This is a genomic window from Massilia sp. (assembly GCF_031995545.1).
Classification (GTDB): domain Bacteria; phylum Pseudomonadota; class Gammaproteobacteria; order Burkholderiales; family Burkholderiaceae_D; genus Telluria.
Genome location: NZ_DAMAGA010000002.1, coordinates 150,519 through 166,815, shown reverse-complemented (window position 1 = coordinate 166,815; position 16,297 = coordinate 150,519). Strand labels below are relative to the sequence as shown.

The following is a 16,297-nucleotide window of genomic DNA, read 5'->3' as shown; positions in this document are numbered from 1 at the left end:
AACTGCAACTGCAACTGCAACTGCAACTGCAACTGCAACTGCAACTGCAACTGCAACTGCACCTGCAACTGCGGCGCCTGCCCTGACGGTTGAGTTTGTGTACCGGCTCGGCTAGCATGGCGCATCTTATTCAAGCGAGGTCTTGGGCATGCAAGAGCAGGGCGCGGTCAGCAGGATGGTGGTGTTCGTCGGCGCCGAGTCGACCGGCAAGTCGACCTTGGCGCAATACCTCGCGCGTCGCTGCGACGCCGGTTTCGTGCCCGAGATCGGCCGTTTTATCTGGGAAGAAAAGCAGGGCCAGCTCGGCCCCGCCGACTACGTCGAGATTTCCGAGCGCCACCGCGCCGCCGAAGACGCCGCGCTGGCGCAGACGTGCGGATACAGCGGGCACAGCGGCCACAGCGGACGCAGCTGCCAGGTCTTCGTGGATACCAATGCCTTGACCACCTTGCTGCTTGGTCTGTGCTTTGGCCAGGTCACCGAACCGGCGCCGCCGACGCTGCTGCGCCATGCCGACGAGTGCCGCACGCGCTACCTGCACCACTTCGTGTGCGCCGACGACATTCCCTACGAAGAGGAACCCGGCGTGCGCGAGAACGCGGCGTGGCGCACCCACATCCAGCAACTGGTGCTGCAAGACCTGGACCGGCGCGGCATCGCGTACACGGTGTTGCACGGCACGCTCGAAGCACGCGCCGAACAGGTGCTGCAGGTACTGGCCACCATGACGCAGCCCGCAAGCGCCATCGCCGCCTGATTGCGCACGCGTTTGCCACTCGGATCACGATGGAGCCACCAATACCTCGACCGTGCTGACCACGATCCGGTCGCCATCGCTGCATGTCAGTCTGAAGACGCGGCGCCCGCCGCCGTCCAGCCAGATCCGCTCGCTCCCGGACGCCGTCCTGGTCCCGTCCCAGCCTTCTTCCGCCGTGCAGAACGAGGTGTTATAGGACGACCAGTTCAACGTCACCCACCCGCCCGTCGTCAGCACGGCGGGCGACGCAAGGAACGACATCCGCAGATCCCATTCGTCGTCGCCCCCGCATGCGGTAAGGGCAAGCACCGCAAGTAACATCAAGTGCTTCAGGATTGCGCGCATTGTCGTCTCCCGCGGTTCGGTCGAACTTCAATGGTAGGCAAATCTCTTGCGGAGAAGTCGCGAGTTGGAAGGCGAATGACTCCCCTCAACCGCAGCGCGCGCCGGGCGCAAAACGGGAACTTAACCGCTGCCGAGTAACTCAGGCGCGCCGCCTCGGCGACGGTGCATACGCGCGGCAGCACGCCACGATGCGCGCGACCGCGGCCTCGGCCTGGTGTTCGTCGAAACCGGCTCCGAAGCGGTAGAAATGGGTCGGCGTGGCGATCTCGATCCGGCCCCCTCCCAGTCCGAGCCATTCCATCTTCCGTTCAGAGCCGGACAGGGCGGATGCCGGCAGCAGGCGCACGCAGTCGATGTCGCGCGCGTCGAGAAGGAGGGCGCCCGTGGCGGGCGCCAGCCGTCCGTCATGCATGACGTAAAGCTGGTCCTGGAAGATGAAGTTGCGATACAGGATCGCGAGTGCGCATGCCATCATGAGCGCCGACACCACCATGAACAGCCAGGCCTCGCCGGCCAGGATGCGGGACCAGCTGTTGCGCCAGGCCGTGGCCACGACCAGCATGACGGCGATGCTCACGAGCGTGGGCTGGACCAGGCGTTGGCGCGGGCAGGTCAGGTGCAGCAGCGGAGCGTCTTCGCGCTTCATTCTACGGCTGGAAAATGTGCGACCGGCTCATGCCGGCGCGGACATGCCGTTCGATCCCAGCGCGATCAGCTGGCGTTCCAGCTCGAACACGTGCTCGTCCGGCTTGCCCAGTTCACGCAGCGCCTGCGCCAGCCGCAGCAGGTATTCGCTGTTCGGTCCGCTGGGACCGCGCGCCGACGCGATCTGGCGCGCAATATCCAGTTCGCTCGCCGGGCCGAGGTAGGCGGCGTTGTCGTGGGTGGCGATGTAGACGATGCCCTCAGCCGTAGTGCCGTCCTCGAAATGCATGTCGGTGGCCAGGCGCAGGTAGCCGTTCTTTTCGCGGTGGTCGAGGTGGGCGAATTCTTCCGGCGTCACCAGATAAGCCATGCCATGGCACACCGCACCTTCCAACGGCGCCAGTGTCACCACGCGACCCGGCGCGGTCTCGGTGCCGCGATGGTCGTGCGAGCCTTGCCAGAAGCGCCGGGTCCAGCCGCGGATGAAGGCCGGGCGCCGCTCGATGAAGGGGAAGTCGGCCTTGAAGATCAGCGACCCGTAGCCGAACAGCCACACGCTGGCGTGGCCGTCGAAACGGTTCATCTGCTGGTTGATCGCGATCGTGTTGAGGGACATCGTCAAAGGCCGGGCAATGAAAGAGCCTTCGATTGTAGCGCGCCAGAGCGCTAGGGCAGCGCCGCCCCGCCGTAGACGCGCCCGACATGTCCGAACAGGAATGCGATGAAGGCCTCGGCCGCCGGCGACAGCGAACGCCCCGGCCGGGTGTAGACCTGGAAGCGCCGGCTCAGCACCGGCGCTTCCAGTGTGCGCATCGCCAGCCCGTGCTGCGCCACCAGCGGCGCGGCGTAGGGCAGGCAGATCGTGATGCCAAGGCCGGTGCCGACCATTGCCAGCGCGGTGGTCATGAAGGTGACCTCGTGCGCCGGGCGCACCGTGACGGCGCGCGCCGCCGCCGCATGCATGTCGTCCTGCAGGCGTTCGGTGAACTGGCCCTGCAGCGCGATGAGCGGGTGCGGCGCCAGGTCTTGCCAGCTGACGTGCGCCTGGCCGTCGAGGGCGTGGCCTTGCGGGAACACCACCGCGAACGGCATCTCGAACAGCGGCCGCGCCTGCAGGGGCGGCGCCGGCATGCGCTCGGGACCGATGCCGATGTCGGCCTCGCCCGAGAGCACGCGGCTGATCACGCCTTCGACCTCGGTATCGCCAAGCCGCACCTCGATCGCCGGATGCGCTGCGCGCCAGGCCGCGATCGCCTGCGGCAGCAGCGTGCACGCCAGCAGTTGCGGCGCGGCGATGCGCACCACGCCCTTCTTGAGGCGCGTATGATCGGCGACGTTAGCCAGCGCACCGTCCAGGTCATCGATCATTTGGCTAAATAGCGGATACAACTCATGCCCGATGTCGGTCAGGTCGATGCGCCGCGTGCTGCGGTCGACCACGCGCGCACCCAGGGTCTGCTCCAGCTCCTTGATCAGGCCCGACAGCGCCGACTGCGTCACGTGCAGCGACTGCGCGGCGAGCGTGAAATTGCCGCTCTTGGCCAGGGCGACGAAGGCGCGCATCTGGCGCAGGGTTGGATTCATGAGAAAGTCCGATAGATCGAGCGAAAAAAATCGTTTGAATGATAATTGGTTTTGTCCTGTAATGGCGACTGCTCAGCAATAGCGAAGGAAACATCCATGAAACTCGCCACCATCAAGAACGGCCGCCGCGACGGCGCGCTGGTCGTCGTCAGCCGCGATCTGGTCACCTGCCAGGCCGTGCCCGCCATCGCCCCCACACTGCAGGCCGCGCTGGACGACTGGGACACCATCGCCCCGCAGTTGCAGGCGGTCTATGACAGGCTCAACGACGGCGCCGCCGACAACGCCGAATCCTTCATCGAGCAGGAATGCCACTCGCCGCTGCCACGCGCCTACCAGTGGGCCGACGGCTCGGCCTACATCAATCACGTCGAGCTGGTGCGCAAGGCGCGCGGCGCCGAGGTGCCTGCCTCGTTCTACAGTGACCCGCTGATGTACCAGGGCGGCGGCGACTCCTTCGTCGGCCCGTGCGACCCGATCGCGGTGTTGTCCGAGGACTGGGGCGTCGACCTCGAGGCCGAGGTGGCGGTGATCACCGGCAACGTGCCGATGGGCGCGTCGAGCGACGAAGCGGCCGGCGCGATCCGCCTGGTGATGCTGGTCAACGACGTCTCGCTGCGCAACCTGATTCCGGCCGAACTGGCCAAAGGCTTCGGCTTCTACCAGTCCAAGCCGGCCAGCGCCTTCTCGCCGGTGGCGGTGACGCCGGACGAACTGGGCGACGCCTGGTACGACAGCAAGCTGCATCTGCCGCTCACCGTCACGCTCAACCGCGAACTGTTCGGCCGCCCCAACGCGGGCGAAGACATGACCTTCAGCTTCGCCCAGCTGGTGGCGCACGCGGCCACCACGCGCGAGCTGTGCGCCGGCAGCATCATCGGTTCCGGCACGGTGTCCAACAAGCAGGGCAATCTGCACGGCTCGAGCGTGCAGAACGGCGGCGTCGGCTACTGCTGCCTGGCCGAAGTGCGCATGTACGAAACCATCGAGGGCGGCAAGCCGCAGACGCCGTACCTGGCGTACGGCGACACGGTGCGCATCGAGATGTTCGACGACGCCGGCGTCAGCATTTTCGGCGCCATCGACCAGGAAGTGGTGCGTTATCACGGACCACATCATGGAGAAAAGCGCGGAACCAGACAGGGAACTCAGCACGGGAGAAAATAAATGAAGCTTTTCACTTATTTCCGCAGCTCGGCCGCCTACCGCGTGCGGATTGCACTCAACCTCAAGGGATTGCACTACGACGCGGTGCCGGTGCATCTGCTGCGCAGCGGCGGCGAGCACCTGCAGGATGAATACCGCAAGATCAATCCGAGCGGCCTGGTGCCGTCGTTCCAGGACGACTGGATCACGCTGACCCAGTCGATGGCGATCATCGAATACCTGGAAGAAACCCATCCGCAGCCGCCGCTGCTGCCGGAAGACGCGCCGGGCCGGGCGCGGGTGCGCGAACTGGCGCAGATCGTCGGCTGCGACATCCATCCGGTCAACAACCTGCGCGTGCTGAACTACCTGGTCAAGCACATGGGCCTGTCGGACCAGGCCAAGACCGAGTGGTACCGCCACTGGGTGATCGAAGGATTCCAGTCGCTCGAGGCGCACCTGGCGCGCGACCCCGGGGCCGGACCGTTCTGCCACGGCAATCATCCGACCATCGCCGACTGCTACCTGGTGCCGCAGGTGTTCAACGCCCAGCGTTTCAATATCGATGTCTTGGCCTATCCGAACATCGACCGTATCAATTCGCTGTGCGTCGAACTGCCGGCGTTCAGGGCGGCGCATCCGTCGCACCAGCCGGATACGGAGTAAGGTTTTTGCGCAGAATTATCGTCCGGTTTAGCAGATTTAAACTAAACAGAATAAATAGAGCTGAATTATTCTGGATTGTTTTAATTGATTAATCCGGAAGCCTGTTGGTCATATTTAAATTAAGTGTGGCTCGCCAGTTTCGGATATTGTGTTTATTTGGATGCCGGTTATAAGCGTTTGTTTCCCTTTGGAATGGATAATATTTACACAGAAAATACGCTACATAATCACGACAATTTATGCATATTACGAGATAGTTCCAGATAAATGGCAGGCCTAGAATCAACTGCCTCTTTTCTTTTGACAATCACATCCGGATAAACAAGAGATTCAAATTCCTGGTGCGGTGGTCATCTGTAATGGGGTTCTGGTTCTTTTCAACCGCCTGATAATTGGAGCATCATGACCATGCATAAATTAATGTTTGCAGTCGCGTTTTCCCTGGCCAGCGGTATGGCATCTGCGGGACCGGTATCGTCAACCGTCGATTTTTCGAATGGCGCCCAAGGGTGGCAAGGAAGTCAGCCCGCGAATGGCGCCGGCGGCTCGGGCATCGACACCGGCATGGGCAATGGCGCGCCGGCGCTGCATACCGTGATGGAAAACTTCGGCATCAGCTTCAGCAATAATAGCAACCAGAACTACCTCGGCAATTACAACGGGCTCGGCAGCGTAACCATCGGCCTCGACGTTATCGCCAATTCGATCCGCTTTTTTGGCCAGGAAGTCTCGCGCAATCTGGTCGTCGAACTGCGTGATTACGGCAATACGCCCGAGGGCATGCCATATACCAGTGTGTGGTACAACCTGGGCGTGATCGACGCCACCCTTGGCTGGCAGCACCTGTCGGTGACGATCGCCGATACCGCTGCGACCGCCTTGCCGACCGGTTGGGGCGGCTACGGCACGTCCGACGACGCGGGCGGACCGGCGCTTCCGCCCGGACGCACCTTTGCCGACGTGCTGTCGAGCGTGGACGAACTGGTGTTCTCGACCTATGTTCCAGGCTATATGTACGGCTTCACCGATTTCGACGTCGCCATCGACAATATCTCGGTCGTCACGGCGGCCGAGGTGCCGGAACCGGCAAGTGCCGCGCTGATGTTCGGCGGCCTGGGCTTGCTGGGCTGGGTGGGACGCCGCCGCAAGAAAGGTACGGCAACAGCTTGATCTGTCGCTGAGACGCGTGATGCGCCGGCCGTCGCGGCCGGTGCATCTGAAAAGCGTGTTTCAGTGACGCATCGTCGACAGGTCCGGCTCGGCCGGCGTCGAGATCGCGTCCAGCGTGCGGTCGACCTGGGCCGAATGCCCGGCGGCCATGTCGCCCAGCGAGACGATGCCGACCAGCCGGTGCGAATCCTGGTCGATCACCGGCACGCGCCGGATCTGCACGTCGCCCATCTGGTGCATCACCTCGCCGACTTCCTGGTTGCTGGTGCAGGTGCGCACATCGGTGCTCATCACGTCGGCCACGCAGGTGGCATCCGGCGCCTGGCCGGCGGCGACCGAGCGCACCGTGATGTCGCGGTCGGTGATCATGCCGACCAGACGCTCGCCGTCGCACACGGGAACCGCGCCGACGTTGAGTTCATCCATCATCTGGGCCGCGCGCTGCACCGATTCCTGCGGCGAGATCGTGCGCGGATCGGGTGTCATCACTTCGCGAATGGTTTGCATGCTGTCCTCCATGGGTTGGTCGAAGCCCCGGGCGGGGAAGGCGGACATGATGCGCCGCTTCGCGCAAGGCGGACGCCACCTTGAAGCGCGGAATCATGTGGCCGTTCCTGCGCGCGCGGCACACCGGCGCTGCGCTACAATCGCGCCTCTTCGACTTGCCACCTCACTATGTCCAACGCCGAAATCCCCGCCGCGATCCTGCAAGCCCTCGACCTGGCCGACGCTTCCTGGCGCCCGATCCTGACTGCCGGCCTGGAGGCCGTAGCGCGCGCCAATCCCGGCTACCTGCCGGCGCTGGCCGTCGACAGCTACCTGCCGACCGAGGGTCGCCTATTCGCCGCCTTCGCGCAGCCGCTCGAACGCGTGCGCTATGTGCTGGTGGGGGAGGGGCCGTACCCGCGCGCCGAGAGCGCGACCGGCGTCTGCTTCATGGATGGCGCGGTGGGAGAATTGTGGTCCGAGACCGGGCTGTCGAAGCCGGTCAACCGCGCCACCTCGCTGCGCAACTTCATGAAGATGCTGCTGGTGGCCGACGGCCAGCTGCAGCCGGGCGCGACTGGTGGCGATGCGCTGGCGCCGGTGGCTCAACAGGCGCGCGCCGGCGGCGCGATCCGGACCCTGGCGCAGTTGCAGGACAAGCTGCATGGCGAAGGCTTCCTGCTGCTGAACGCGGCGCTGGTGTTCCGCAAGCATGTGGCGCCGGTGGTCGATGCGCGTGCCTGGCTGCCGTTCCTGCAGACCGTGCTGGCGGCGCTGGCCGAGCGGCCGCAGCCGCCGACGCTGGTGTTGTGGGGGAAGATTGCCGAGCAGCTGAAGCGGCTGCCGGAGACCGCCAGGTTCCCGCAGGAAGTGGCCGAACATCCCTACAACCTGACCTTCATCGAGCACGCAGGCATGCAGCGCCTGTTCGGCCCGATGCACTTGCTCAAAGCGTAGGGTCAGTGGCTGCGCCGCCGACGCCGTGATGGTTGGCGGCCAGATCATCCGGCGCGATAGCGGAGCCGCTAACAATCGACGCGTCGGCGGCAGAGCCGCCAACCCTACGTTGTCATCGAGATATGGGCTATGGCCCCTGACGGTTTTTGGGGCCCTCCAAGACAAGCCGGCCGCGATTTGCTATACTTGACTAAATCGTTCAACTAATCAGGTTATTCGCCTGACCCGCTGCAGAAAGTGCATAAGGACGGGAGTTGAACAAGAGGAATATTTTAACATTAACCGGGGTTGTAATGCGTCTGACCACCAAAGGCCGTTTTGCTGTTACCGCGATGATCGATCTAGCCATGCGTCAAGGCAATGGTCCGGTCACGCTGTCGGGCATCAGCCAGCGCCAGGCCATTTCGCTGTCCTACCTGGAGCAGCTGTTCGGCAAGCTGCGCCGCCACGAGATCGTCGAATCGATCCGCGGTCCGGGCGGCGGCTATACCCTGGCGCGCACGGCGGAGAAGGTGACGGTGGCCGACATCATCATCGCCGTCGACGAGCCGATCGATGCCACGCAGTGCGGCGGCAAGGAAAACTGCGCCGGCACGGCCGCCCACGGTGCCCGTTGCATGACCCACGAACTGTGGACCACGCTGAACGAAAAAATGGTCGATTACCTCGACTCCGTGTCCCTGCAGGATCTGGTCGACCAGCAGCGGCAGAAAGAACAAGCGGAACAAGCGGCCGTGGTGCATGTGCACCGTGGCGCCGCCGCTGCCGTCGAACAAAATTGAAGCTTACTGGAGTGAATTGATGAACGCGCCTTTGGACAAGAAAACCGAGCAGAGCTTCGCGACTGCCCCCCATTTCCCGATCTACCTGGATTACTCGGCCACCACGCCGATCGATCCGCGTGTGGCGGACAAGATGATCCCGTTCCTGCGCGAGCAGTTCGGTAACCCGGCTTCGCGTTCGCACGCCTACGGCTGGACCGCGGAAGCGGCGGTCGAAGAAGCGCGCGGCCACGTCGCCGCCATCGTCGGCGCCGATCCGCGCGAAATCATCTGGACCTCGGGCGCCACCGAAAGCAACAACCTGGCGATCAAGGGCGCGGCGCAGTTCTACAAGACCCGCGGCAAGCACATCATCACCGTCAAGACCGAGCACAAGGCCGTGCTGGACACCGTGCGCGAACTGGAACGTGTCGGCTTCGAAGCGACCTACCTCGAGCCGCAAGATAACGGCCTGATCACCGTCGCCCAGCTGGAAGCGGCGATCCGCCCGGACACCATCCTGGTGTCGGTCATGCTGGTCAATAACGAGATCGGGGTGATCCAGCCGATCGAAGAGCTGGCCTCGCTGTGCCGCTCGAAGAACATCATCTTCCACTGCGACGCGGCCCAGGCCGTGGGCAAGGTGCACATCGACCTGGCCAACAGCAAGGTCGACCTGATGACCTTCACCGCGCACAAGGTGTACGGTCCGAAAGGCATTGGCGCCCTGTACGTGCGCCGCAAGCCGCGCGTGCGCCTGGAAGCGCAGATGCACGGTGGCGGCCACGAGCGTGGCCTGCGTTCGGGCACGCTGCCGACCCACCAGATCGTGGGCATGGGCGAAGCGTTCCGTATTGCCAGGGAAGAAATGGACGACGAGCTGGTGCGCGTGAAGGCGCTGCGCGACCGCCTGGCCAAGGGCCTGATGGAGATCGAAGAGGTCTACGTCAACGGCGACATGGACCACCGCGTGCCGCACAACCTGAACGTTTCGTTCAACTACGTCGAAGGCGAGTCGCTGATCATGGCGGTCAAGGACATCGCCGTGTCGTCCGGTTCGGCCTGCACCTCGGCCAGCCTGGAGCCATCGTACGTGCTGCGCGCCCTGGGCCGCAGCGACGAACTGGCGCACAGCTCGATCCGCTTCACCATCGGCCGTTTCACGACCGAAGAAGAAATTGATTTCGCCGTCGAACTGCTGAAGAGCAAAGTCGGCAAACTGCGCGAACTGTCGCCGCTGTGGGACATGTTCAAGGAAGGGATCGATCTGAATTCGATCCAGTGGGCAGCCCACTAATCACAGAACGCACTTAAACAGATACGGAGCACTACCATGGCATATTCGGACAAAGTACTGGACCATTACGAAAACCCGCGCAACGTCGGCGCCTTCGACAAGGGAGACGATGCGATCGGCACCGGCATGGTCGGCGCGCCGGCCTGCGGCGACGTGATGAAGCTGCAGATCAAGGTCAACGACCAGGGCCTGATCGAAGACGCGAAGTTCAAGACCTATGGCTGCGGTTCGGCCATCGCGTCGAGCTCGCTCGTCACCGAGTGGGTCAAGGGCAAGAGCCTGGACGAAGCGCTGGCGATCAAGAACACCCAGATCGCCGAGGAACTGGCGCTGCCGCCGGTCAAGATCCACTGCTCGATCCTGGCCGAAGACGCGATCAAGGCCGCTGTCGCCGACTACAAGGCGAAGCACGCCGACAAGGCCGCAGCGTAATCACCCGTCATCAAGTTGTAGAAGGAGCTGGAGAAGCACATGGCAATCACCCTGACCGAAAAAGCCGCGAAACACGTCAACCGCTACCTCGAACGCCGGGGCAAGGGCATCGGCTTGCGTTTCGGGGTGCGCACCACGGGCTGCTCCGGCCTGGCCTACAAGCTGGAGTACGTCGATGAAAGCGCGGCCGAAGACAGCATTTTCGAGTCGTACGGCGTGAAGGTCTTCGTCGACCCGAAAAGCCTGCCCTACATCGACGGTACCGAACTCGACTTCGCCCGCGAAGGCCTGAACGAAGGCTTCCGCTTCAACAACCCGAACGTCAAGGACAACTGCGGCTGCGGCGAAAGCTTCCGTATCTAAAGCCGGCTCCATTAAGATGCAGAATCATTTCGAGCTGTTCCAGCTGCCGGCCCGTTTCGAGGTCGACCAGGATGCCCTGGACGCCGCCTACCGCGAAGTGCAGGGGCGCGTCCATCCCGACCGTTTCGTGAATGCCACCGACGCCGAGAAGCGCGTGGCGATGCAGTGGGCGACCCGCGCCAACGAGGCGTACCAGACCCTGCGTAATCCGCAGAAGCGCGCGCAGTATCTTTGCGAGCTCAATGGCGTCGATCTGCAGACCGAGTCGAACACGGCAATGCCGCCCGCATTCCTGATGCAGCAGATGGAATGGCGCGAAGAGCTGGAAGATGCGCGTGCGGCCAAGGATGCAATTGCGCTGGATCGGCTGGAAGCGCAGCTGCGCAGCGAGCGCAAGAATCTGCTGGGCAGCGTGGAAAAGCAGCTCGATGCGGGCGACTACAAGGCCGCGGCGCAGGGCGTACGCTCGCTGATGTTCCTCGATAAGTTCGGCGACGAAGTTCAATACGCGTTCGAGTCCATCGAAGCGTAGGGTTGGCGGCTCCGCCGCCGACGCGTTCAACTCCGGCATGCACTGCCACGACGCGCGCACCGATTGAACGCGTCGGCGGGGAACCCGCCAACCCTACATTGATGCGACCGCGATACCGCCCATCGTCCGGCGCGATCCCCCGATTCGGCGTATCATCGCGGCGCACAAAAACAATATTGGTAACACGACTATGGCACTCCTCCAAATCGCCGAACCCGGCATGTCCACCGCTCCGCACCAGCACCGCCTGGCCGTGGGCATCGACCTGGGCACCACCAACTCGCTGGTCGCCACCGTGCGTAGCGGCAGCCCCGAAGTGCTCAGCGACGAGGAGGGCCGCTCGCTGCTGCCGTCGATCGTGCGCTTTCTCCCCGGTGGCAACGTCAACATCGGCCACAAAGCCCGTGTTCACCAGACGGTCGATCCGAAGAACACCATCGTCTCGGTCAAGCGCTTCATGGGCCGCGGCCTGAAAGACATCGCCCACGCCGAGAACCTGCCGTACGACTTCGTCGACGGCGAAGGCATGGTCCAGATCAACACCGTGGCCGGCGTGAAAAGCCCGGTCGAGATCTCGGCCAACATCCTGGCCACGCTGCGCCAGCAGGCCGAGGATTCGCTCGGCGACGACCTGGTCGGCGCCGTGATCACCGTGCCGGCCTATTTCGACGACGCCCAGCGCCAGGCCACCAAGGACGCGGCCCAGCTGGCCGGCCTGAACGTGCTGCGCCTGCTGTCCGAGCCGACCGCCGCCGCCATCGCCTATGGCCTGGACCATGGCAAGGAAGGCGTGTACGCGGTGTATGACCTGGGCGGCGGCACCTTCGACATCTCGATCCTGAAGCTCTCCAAAGGCGTGTTCGAAGTGCTGTCCACCGGCGGCGATTCGGCCCTGGGCGGCGACGACTTCGACCACCGCCTGTTCTGCTGGATCAGCGAGCAGGCCAAGCTGGCGCCGCTGTCGGAAGTCGATACCGCGACCCTGATGGTCAAGGCGCGCCAGGCCAAGGAACTGCTGTCGACCAACGAAGAAACGACGGTCGAAGCGATCCTGAAGTCGGGCGAGATCGTGCAGGTGACAGTCACCGCCCAGGTGTTCTCCGAGATCACCAAGAACCTGGTCAACAAGACCATGAACGCGATCCGCAAGGCGATGCGCGATGCCGATGTGGCGGTCGAGGATGTCGACGGCGTGGTGATGGTGGGCGGCGCGACGCGCATGCCGCACGTGCGCCGCGCTGTGTCCGAATTCTTCCAGACCATCCCGCACGCCAACATCGACCCGGACCGCGTGGTGGCGCTGGGCGCCGCGATCCAGGCCAATCTGCTGGCCGGCAACCGCGCCGAAGGCGACGACTGGCTGCTGCTGGACGTGACCCCGCTGTCGCTCGGCATCGAGACCATGGGCGGCCTGGTCGAGAAGATCATCCCGCGTAACTCGACCATCCCGGTGGCGCGCGCCCAGGAATTCACCACCTTCAAGGACGGCCAGACCGCTCTCGCCGTGCACGTGGTGCAGGGCGAGCGCGAACTGGTGAGTGATTGCCGCTCGCTGGCGCGCTTCGAGCTGCGCGGCATCCCGCCGATGGCGGCCGGCGCGGCGCGCATTCGCGTGACGTACCAGGTCGACGCCGACGGCCTGCTGGCGGTGGCGGCGCGCGAAATGCGCTCGGGCGTGGAAGCCTCGATCACGGTCAAGCCGTCGTACGGCCTGGGCGACGACGAGGTGGCGCGCATGCTGCAGGATTCGTACTCGTCGGCCTCGAGCGACATGCAGATGCGCGCACTGCGCGAAGAGCAGGTCGAGGCCGAGCGCATCCTGCTGGCGACGACGTCGGCGCTCGAAGGCGATGCCGAACTGCTGTCGGCCGAAGAACGCGCCGCCATCGCTGCGCTGGAGCAGGGCGTGCGGGACGCGATCGCGTCGTCGCAGGACGCCGCGCTGGACGCCGGCAAGCGCCAGGACGCGCTGCACAATGCGGTGCAGGCGCTGGCCAAGGGCACCGAAGAATTCGCCGCGCGGCGCATGGACAAGAGCGTGCGTAAAGCACTGGCAGGCAAGTCGCTGGACGAAGTCTGACGCAGGGTGGACCGGGGCGCGTGGACCGCAAGCCATCCACGTTGCCTTCGCCACACATAGAATACAAATCAACGAGGTAACCCAAGTGCCACAAATCGTCATCCTCCCGCACCCGACCTTCTGCCCTGACGGCGCCGTGCTCGAAGCTCCGGCCGGCAAGTCGGTCTGCGACGTCCTGTTGGAAAACGACATCGAGATCGAACACGCCTGCGACCGCGTCTGCGCCTGCACCACCTGCCACGTGATCGTGCGCGAAGGCTTTGATTCGCTGAACGAGCAGGAAGAAAAAGAAGAAGACATGCTCGACAAGGCCTGGGGCCTGGAGCCGAATTCGCGCCTGTCGTGCCAGGCCATCATCGCGGAAGAAGACCTGGTCGTCGAAATCCCGAAATACACGATCAACCACGCCGCCGAAAAGAACCACTGATCCCGATGAAGCGCGCCGACCACGCCAAGAAATCCCCGGCCCCGGCCGCACCTGAACTGCCGCCGGACGTCCGCCCGGGCCAGTCGATCGAGCTGCTCAAGGAGCTGCACATCCTGACGCGCGACGGCAAGTTGAACCAGGACAGCCGCCGCAAGCTGAAGCAGGTCTACCACCTGTACAACTTCATCGAGCCGCTGCTGCGCGACGTGCAGGACGCCAAGGGCAGCGTGTCGCTGGTCGACCACGGCGCCGGCAAGTCCTACCTCGGCTTCATCCTGTACGACCTGTTCGTCAAGGAGCACGGCGAAGGCTCGCATATCTACGGCATCGAGACGCGCGAAGAACTGGTCGCCAAATCGACCGAGCTGGCGGCGCGCCTGGGCTTCAAGGGCATGTCCTTCCTGCCGCTGTCGGTGGCCGAATCGACCACCTCGAACCAGCTGCCGGAACAGATCGACATCGTCACCGCGCTGCATGCCTGTAACACCGCCACTGACGACGCCATCGACTTCGCCCTGAAGAAGCAAGCCAAGCACATGGTGCTGGTGCCGTGCTGCCAGGCTGAAGTCGCGTCGGTGCTGCGCAAGAACAAGGGCAAGGACCTGGGCCGCAGTGCGCTGACCGAGATCTGGCGCCACCCGATCCACACCCGCGAATTCGGCAGCCAGATCACCAACGTGCTGCGCTGCCTGCAGCTCGAGGCGCACGGCTACCAGGTCACCGTCACCGAACTGGTGGGCTGGGAGCACTCGATGAAGAACGAGCTGATCGTCGCCACCTATAAAAACCTGCCGCGCCGCCGTCCGGCCGAACGCCTGCACGAAGTGCTGCGCGAAGTCGGGCTGGAAGAAATGCAGCACCGCTTCTATACCCCGCACGCCGAGACCACGGAGTAAACCGAATGAGTGAAACTCAACAGCGCTGGATCGACCTGCGCAGCGACACCGTCACCCAGCCCAGCGCCGCGATGCGCGCCACCATGGTGGCAGCCGATGTCGGTGACGACGTGTACGGCGACGACCCGACCGTCAACCGCCTGCAGGACTACGCGGCCGACCTGTTCGGCTTCGAGGCCGGCATGTTCGCGCCGAGCGGCACCCAGACCAACCTGATCGCGCTGATGACCCATTGCGGCCGCGGCGACGAGTACCTGGTCGGCCAGGAAGCGCACACCTACAAGTACGAAGGCGGCGGCGCTGCGGTGCTGGGCAGCATCCAGCCGCAGCCGATCATCAACCAGGCGGACGGCTCGATCGCGCTGGCAGACATCGAGACTTACATCAAGCCCGACGACATGCACTTCGCGCGCACCCGCCTGCTGGCGCTGGAAAACACCATCGGCGGACGCGTGCTGTCGCAAGAGTACGTGGCTGCTGCGACCAGCCTCGCGCACAGCAAGGGCCTGGCCACCCACCTGGACGGCGCGCGCATCTGCAATGCCGCCGTCAAGCAGGGCATCAGCCTGCGCGATGCGGTCAAAGGGTTCGATACCGTCTCGGTGTGCCTGTCGAAAGGCCTGGGCGCGCCGGTCGGTTCGGTGCTGCTGGGACCAAAAGCGTTCATCGAGCAGGGCAAGCGCTGGCGCAAGATGCTGGGCGGCGGCATGCGCCAGGCCGGCGTGATCGCCGCTGCCGCGCACTACGCGCTCGAGCACAACGTGGCGCTGCTGGCGCAGGACCATGACAACGCGGCCGAACTGGCGCGTGGGCTCTCGAAAATCGAACAGCTGAAGGTCACCACGCCACAGACCAACATCTTCTGGATGGACGTGCCGGCCGCCGCCTGCGCACCGCTGCGCCAGGCGCTCGAGCGCGCAGGCATCCGCGCCACGGTCGGACCGAAGATGCGCCTGGTGACCCACCTCGACATCTCGGCTGCCGACGTCGCGCATACGGTCGACGTGTTCAGCACCTTCTTTTCGGACTGGCGCGCTTGATGACTGACGCAACGAAAGAAGACGGTATCCGCTTGGCCAAGCGCGTCGCCGAAGTGGCGGCGTGCTCGCGCGCCGAGGCCGAGCGCTACATCGCCGGCGGCTGGGTCAGCGTCGATGGCGAGGTGGCCGAGGATCCGGCCAGCCGCGTCACGCCGGAGCAGGCGGTCGTGCTGCTGCCCGGCGCCACCCCGGTGGAGCCGGAGCCGGTGACGATTCTGCTGCACAAGCCGGCGGGAATGAGCATGGATGCCGCGTTGGCCAGCATCGGCGCCGACAACCAGCAACTGGACAACGGCCGCGGCAAGCCATTCCTGCGCCGCCACCTGTTCAAGCTGCAGGCCGCGACGCCGCTGGAAGACATGGCCTCGGGCCTGGTCGTGTTCAGCCAGGACTGGCGCGTCATGCGTAAACTCGTCGAAGACGCGCCGCGCAACGAATACGAATACGTGGTCGAAGTCAGCGGCAGCATTGCCGAGGGCGGCCTGGATAAACTCAACCGCATGTTCCGCGCCAGCTGGCAGAACGAGGCGCGTCTGCGCATCGCCGGGAAGAACATCCAGCGCGGCCAGATCGCGCGCCTGCTGGGCGACGTCGGCCTGTCGGTGGTGTCGATGCGGCGCCTGCGTATCGGCCGCATCTCGATGGGCAGCCTGCCGGTTGGCAGCTGGCGTCACCTGGCCAACGTCGAGCGTTTTTAATTTTTCAAGTAGTCC

Annotated in this window: 20 protein-coding genes; 15 read left to right on the top strand and 5 right to left on the bottom strand. The window is 64.4% G+C overall.

Annotated elements, in window-relative coordinates:
- Positions 1-148: 148 nt before the first annotated feature.
- A complete protein-coding gene (locus RTQ83_RS02655) occupies positions 149-757 on the top strand; it encodes an ATP-binding protein (protein WP_312511073.1) in 609 nt (202 codons plus the stop codon).
- Positions 758-781: 24 nt separating this feature from the next.
- Here the strand turns inward: RTQ83_RS02655 and RTQ83_RS02650 are convergent, their stop codons facing one another.
- The 4 genes from RTQ83_RS02650 to RTQ83_RS02635 all read right to left on the bottom strand — a co-directional run bounded on the left by RTQ83_RS02650 (position 782) and on the right by RTQ83_RS02635 (position 3,331).
- Positions 782-1,102 (bottom strand): hypothetical protein, encoded by a 321-nt coding sequence (locus tag RTQ83_RS02650; RefSeq protein ID WP_312511072.1) that lies wholly within the window; start codon positions 1,100-1,102, stop codon positions 782-784.
- A gap of 139 nt (positions 1,103-1,241) precedes the next feature.
- Positions 1,242-1,748: a hypothetical protein gene (locus RTQ83_RS02645; protein WP_312511071.1), complete on the bottom strand. Its 507-nt coding sequence runs from the start codon at positions 1,746-1,748 to the stop codon at positions 1,242-1,244.
- A gap of 27 nt (positions 1,749-1,775) precedes the next feature.
- Positions 1,776-2,363 carry a gamma-glutamylcyclotransferase gene (locus RTQ83_RS02640; protein WP_312511070.1) on the bottom strand — a complete coding sequence of 196 codons (588 nt, stop codon included), beginning with the start codon at positions 2,361-2,363 and terminating at the stop codon, positions 1,776-1,778.
- A 50-nt stretch (positions 2,364-2,413) separates the two neighbouring features.
- The gene (locus RTQ83_RS02635) at positions 2,414-3,331 is read right to left on the bottom strand and encodes a LysR family transcriptional regulator (protein WP_312511069.1); all 918 of its coding nucleotides are present in this window, start codon (positions 3,329-3,331) and stop codon (positions 2,414-2,416) included.
- 96 nt (positions 3,332-3,427) lie between these two features.
- Between RTQ83_RS02635 and RTQ83_RS02630 the strand changes: the two genes are divergently transcribed.
- The 3 genes from RTQ83_RS02630 to RTQ83_RS02620 all read left to right on the top strand — a co-directional run bounded on the left by RTQ83_RS02630 (position 3,428) and on the right by RTQ83_RS02620 (position 6,313).
- Positions 3,428-4,498, top strand: a complete 1,071-nt coding sequence (locus RTQ83_RS02630) for a fumarylacetoacetate hydrolase family protein (RefSeq protein ID WP_312511068.1) — start codon at positions 3,428-3,430, stop codon at positions 4,496-4,498.
- On the top strand, positions 4,499-5,143 hold the full coding sequence (gene maiA / locus RTQ83_RS02625) for a maleylacetoacetate isomerase (protein ID WP_312511067.1): 645 nt from the start codon (positions 4,499-4,501) through the stop codon (positions 5,141-5,143). It begins immediately after the preceding gene.
- 453 nt (positions 5,144-5,596) lie between these two features.
- A complete protein-coding gene (locus RTQ83_RS02620; RefSeq protein WP_312511066.1) occupies positions 5,597-6,313 on the top strand; it encodes a PEP-CTERM sorting domain-containing protein in 717 nt (238 codons plus the stop codon).
- Positions 6,314-6,373: 60 nt separating this feature from the next.
- On the opposite strand, the gene RTQ83_RS02615 is transcribed toward RTQ83_RS02620, so the two are convergent.
- Complete coding sequence (locus RTQ83_RS02615; RefSeq protein ID WP_312511064.1) at positions 6,374-6,820, bottom strand: CBS domain-containing protein; 447 nt, start codon at positions 6,818-6,820, stop codon at positions 6,374-6,376.
- Positions 6,821-6,988: 168 nt separating this feature from the next.
- On the opposite strand from RTQ83_RS02615, the gene RTQ83_RS02610 reads away from it, so the two are divergent.
- From RTQ83_RS02610 to RTQ83_RS02560, 11 genes are all read left to right on the top strand, one after another.
- Complete coding sequence (locus RTQ83_RS02610; protein WP_312511063.1) at positions 6,989-7,756, top strand: uracil-DNA glycosylase; 768 nt, start codon at positions 6,989-6,991, stop codon at positions 7,754-7,756.
- 293 nt (positions 7,757-8,049) lie between these two features.
- A complete protein-coding gene (iscR, locus tag RTQ83_RS02605; protein ID WP_312511245.1) occupies positions 8,050-8,538 on the top strand; it encodes a Fe-S cluster assembly transcriptional regulator IscR in 489 nt (162 codons plus the stop codon).
- A 19-nt stretch (positions 8,539-8,557) separates the two neighbouring features.
- Positions 8,558-9,814: an IscS subfamily cysteine desulfurase gene (locus RTQ83_RS02600; RefSeq protein WP_312511062.1), complete on the top strand. Its 1,257-nt coding sequence runs from the start codon at positions 8,558-8,560 to the stop codon at positions 9,812-9,814.
- 36 nt (positions 9,815-9,850) lie between these two features.
- Positions 9,851-10,246, top strand: coding sequence for a Fe-S cluster assembly scaffold IscU (iscU, locus tag RTQ83_RS02595; protein WP_290417119.1), 396 nt, complete (start codon positions 9,851-9,853; stop codon positions 10,244-10,246).
- A gap of 39 nt (positions 10,247-10,285) precedes the next feature.
- On the top strand, positions 10,286-10,609 hold the full coding sequence (gene iscA, locus RTQ83_RS02590; protein ID WP_312511061.1) for an iron-sulfur cluster assembly protein IscA: 324 nt from the start codon (positions 10,286-10,288) through the stop codon (positions 10,607-10,609).
- Positions 10,610-10,625: 16 nt separating this feature from the next.
- Entirely contained in the window at positions 10,626-11,141 is a 516-nt protein-coding gene (gene hscB, locus RTQ83_RS02585) for a Fe-S protein assembly co-chaperone HscB (RefSeq protein ID WP_312511060.1), read from the top strand.
- Positions 11,142-11,331: 190 nt separating this feature from the next.
- Complete coding sequence (gene hscA / locus RTQ83_RS02580; protein WP_312511059.1) at positions 11,332-13,221, top strand: Fe-S protein assembly chaperone HscA; 1,890 nt, start codon at positions 11,332-11,334, stop codon at positions 13,219-13,221.
- Between the two features lie 85 nt (positions 13,222-13,306).
- Positions 13,307-13,648 (top strand): ISC system 2Fe-2S type ferredoxin, encoded by a 342-nt coding sequence (gene fdx, locus RTQ83_RS02575; protein ID WP_290423045.1) that lies wholly within the window; start codon positions 13,307-13,309, stop codon positions 13,646-13,648.
- A 5-nt stretch (positions 13,649-13,653) separates the two neighbouring features.
- On the top strand, positions 13,654-14,544 hold the full coding sequence (locus RTQ83_RS02570) for an SAM-dependent methyltransferase (protein ID WP_312511058.1): 891 nt from the start codon (positions 13,654-13,656) through the stop codon (positions 14,542-14,544).
- Positions 14,545-14,549: 5 nt separating this feature from the next.
- Complete coding sequence (ltaE, locus tag RTQ83_RS02565) at positions 14,550-15,584, top strand: low-specificity L-threonine aldolase (protein ID WP_312511057.1); 1,035 nt, start codon at positions 14,550-14,552, stop codon at positions 15,582-15,584.
- Positions 15,584-16,282 carry an RNA pseudouridine synthase gene (locus RTQ83_RS02560; RefSeq protein WP_312511056.1) on the top strand — a complete coding sequence of 233 codons (699 nt, stop codon included), beginning with the start codon at positions 15,584-15,586 and terminating at the stop codon, positions 16,280-16,282. Before ltaE ends, RTQ83_RS02560 begins: the two co-directional genes overlap by 1 nt.
- Positions 16,283-16,297: the final 15 nt, after the last annotated feature.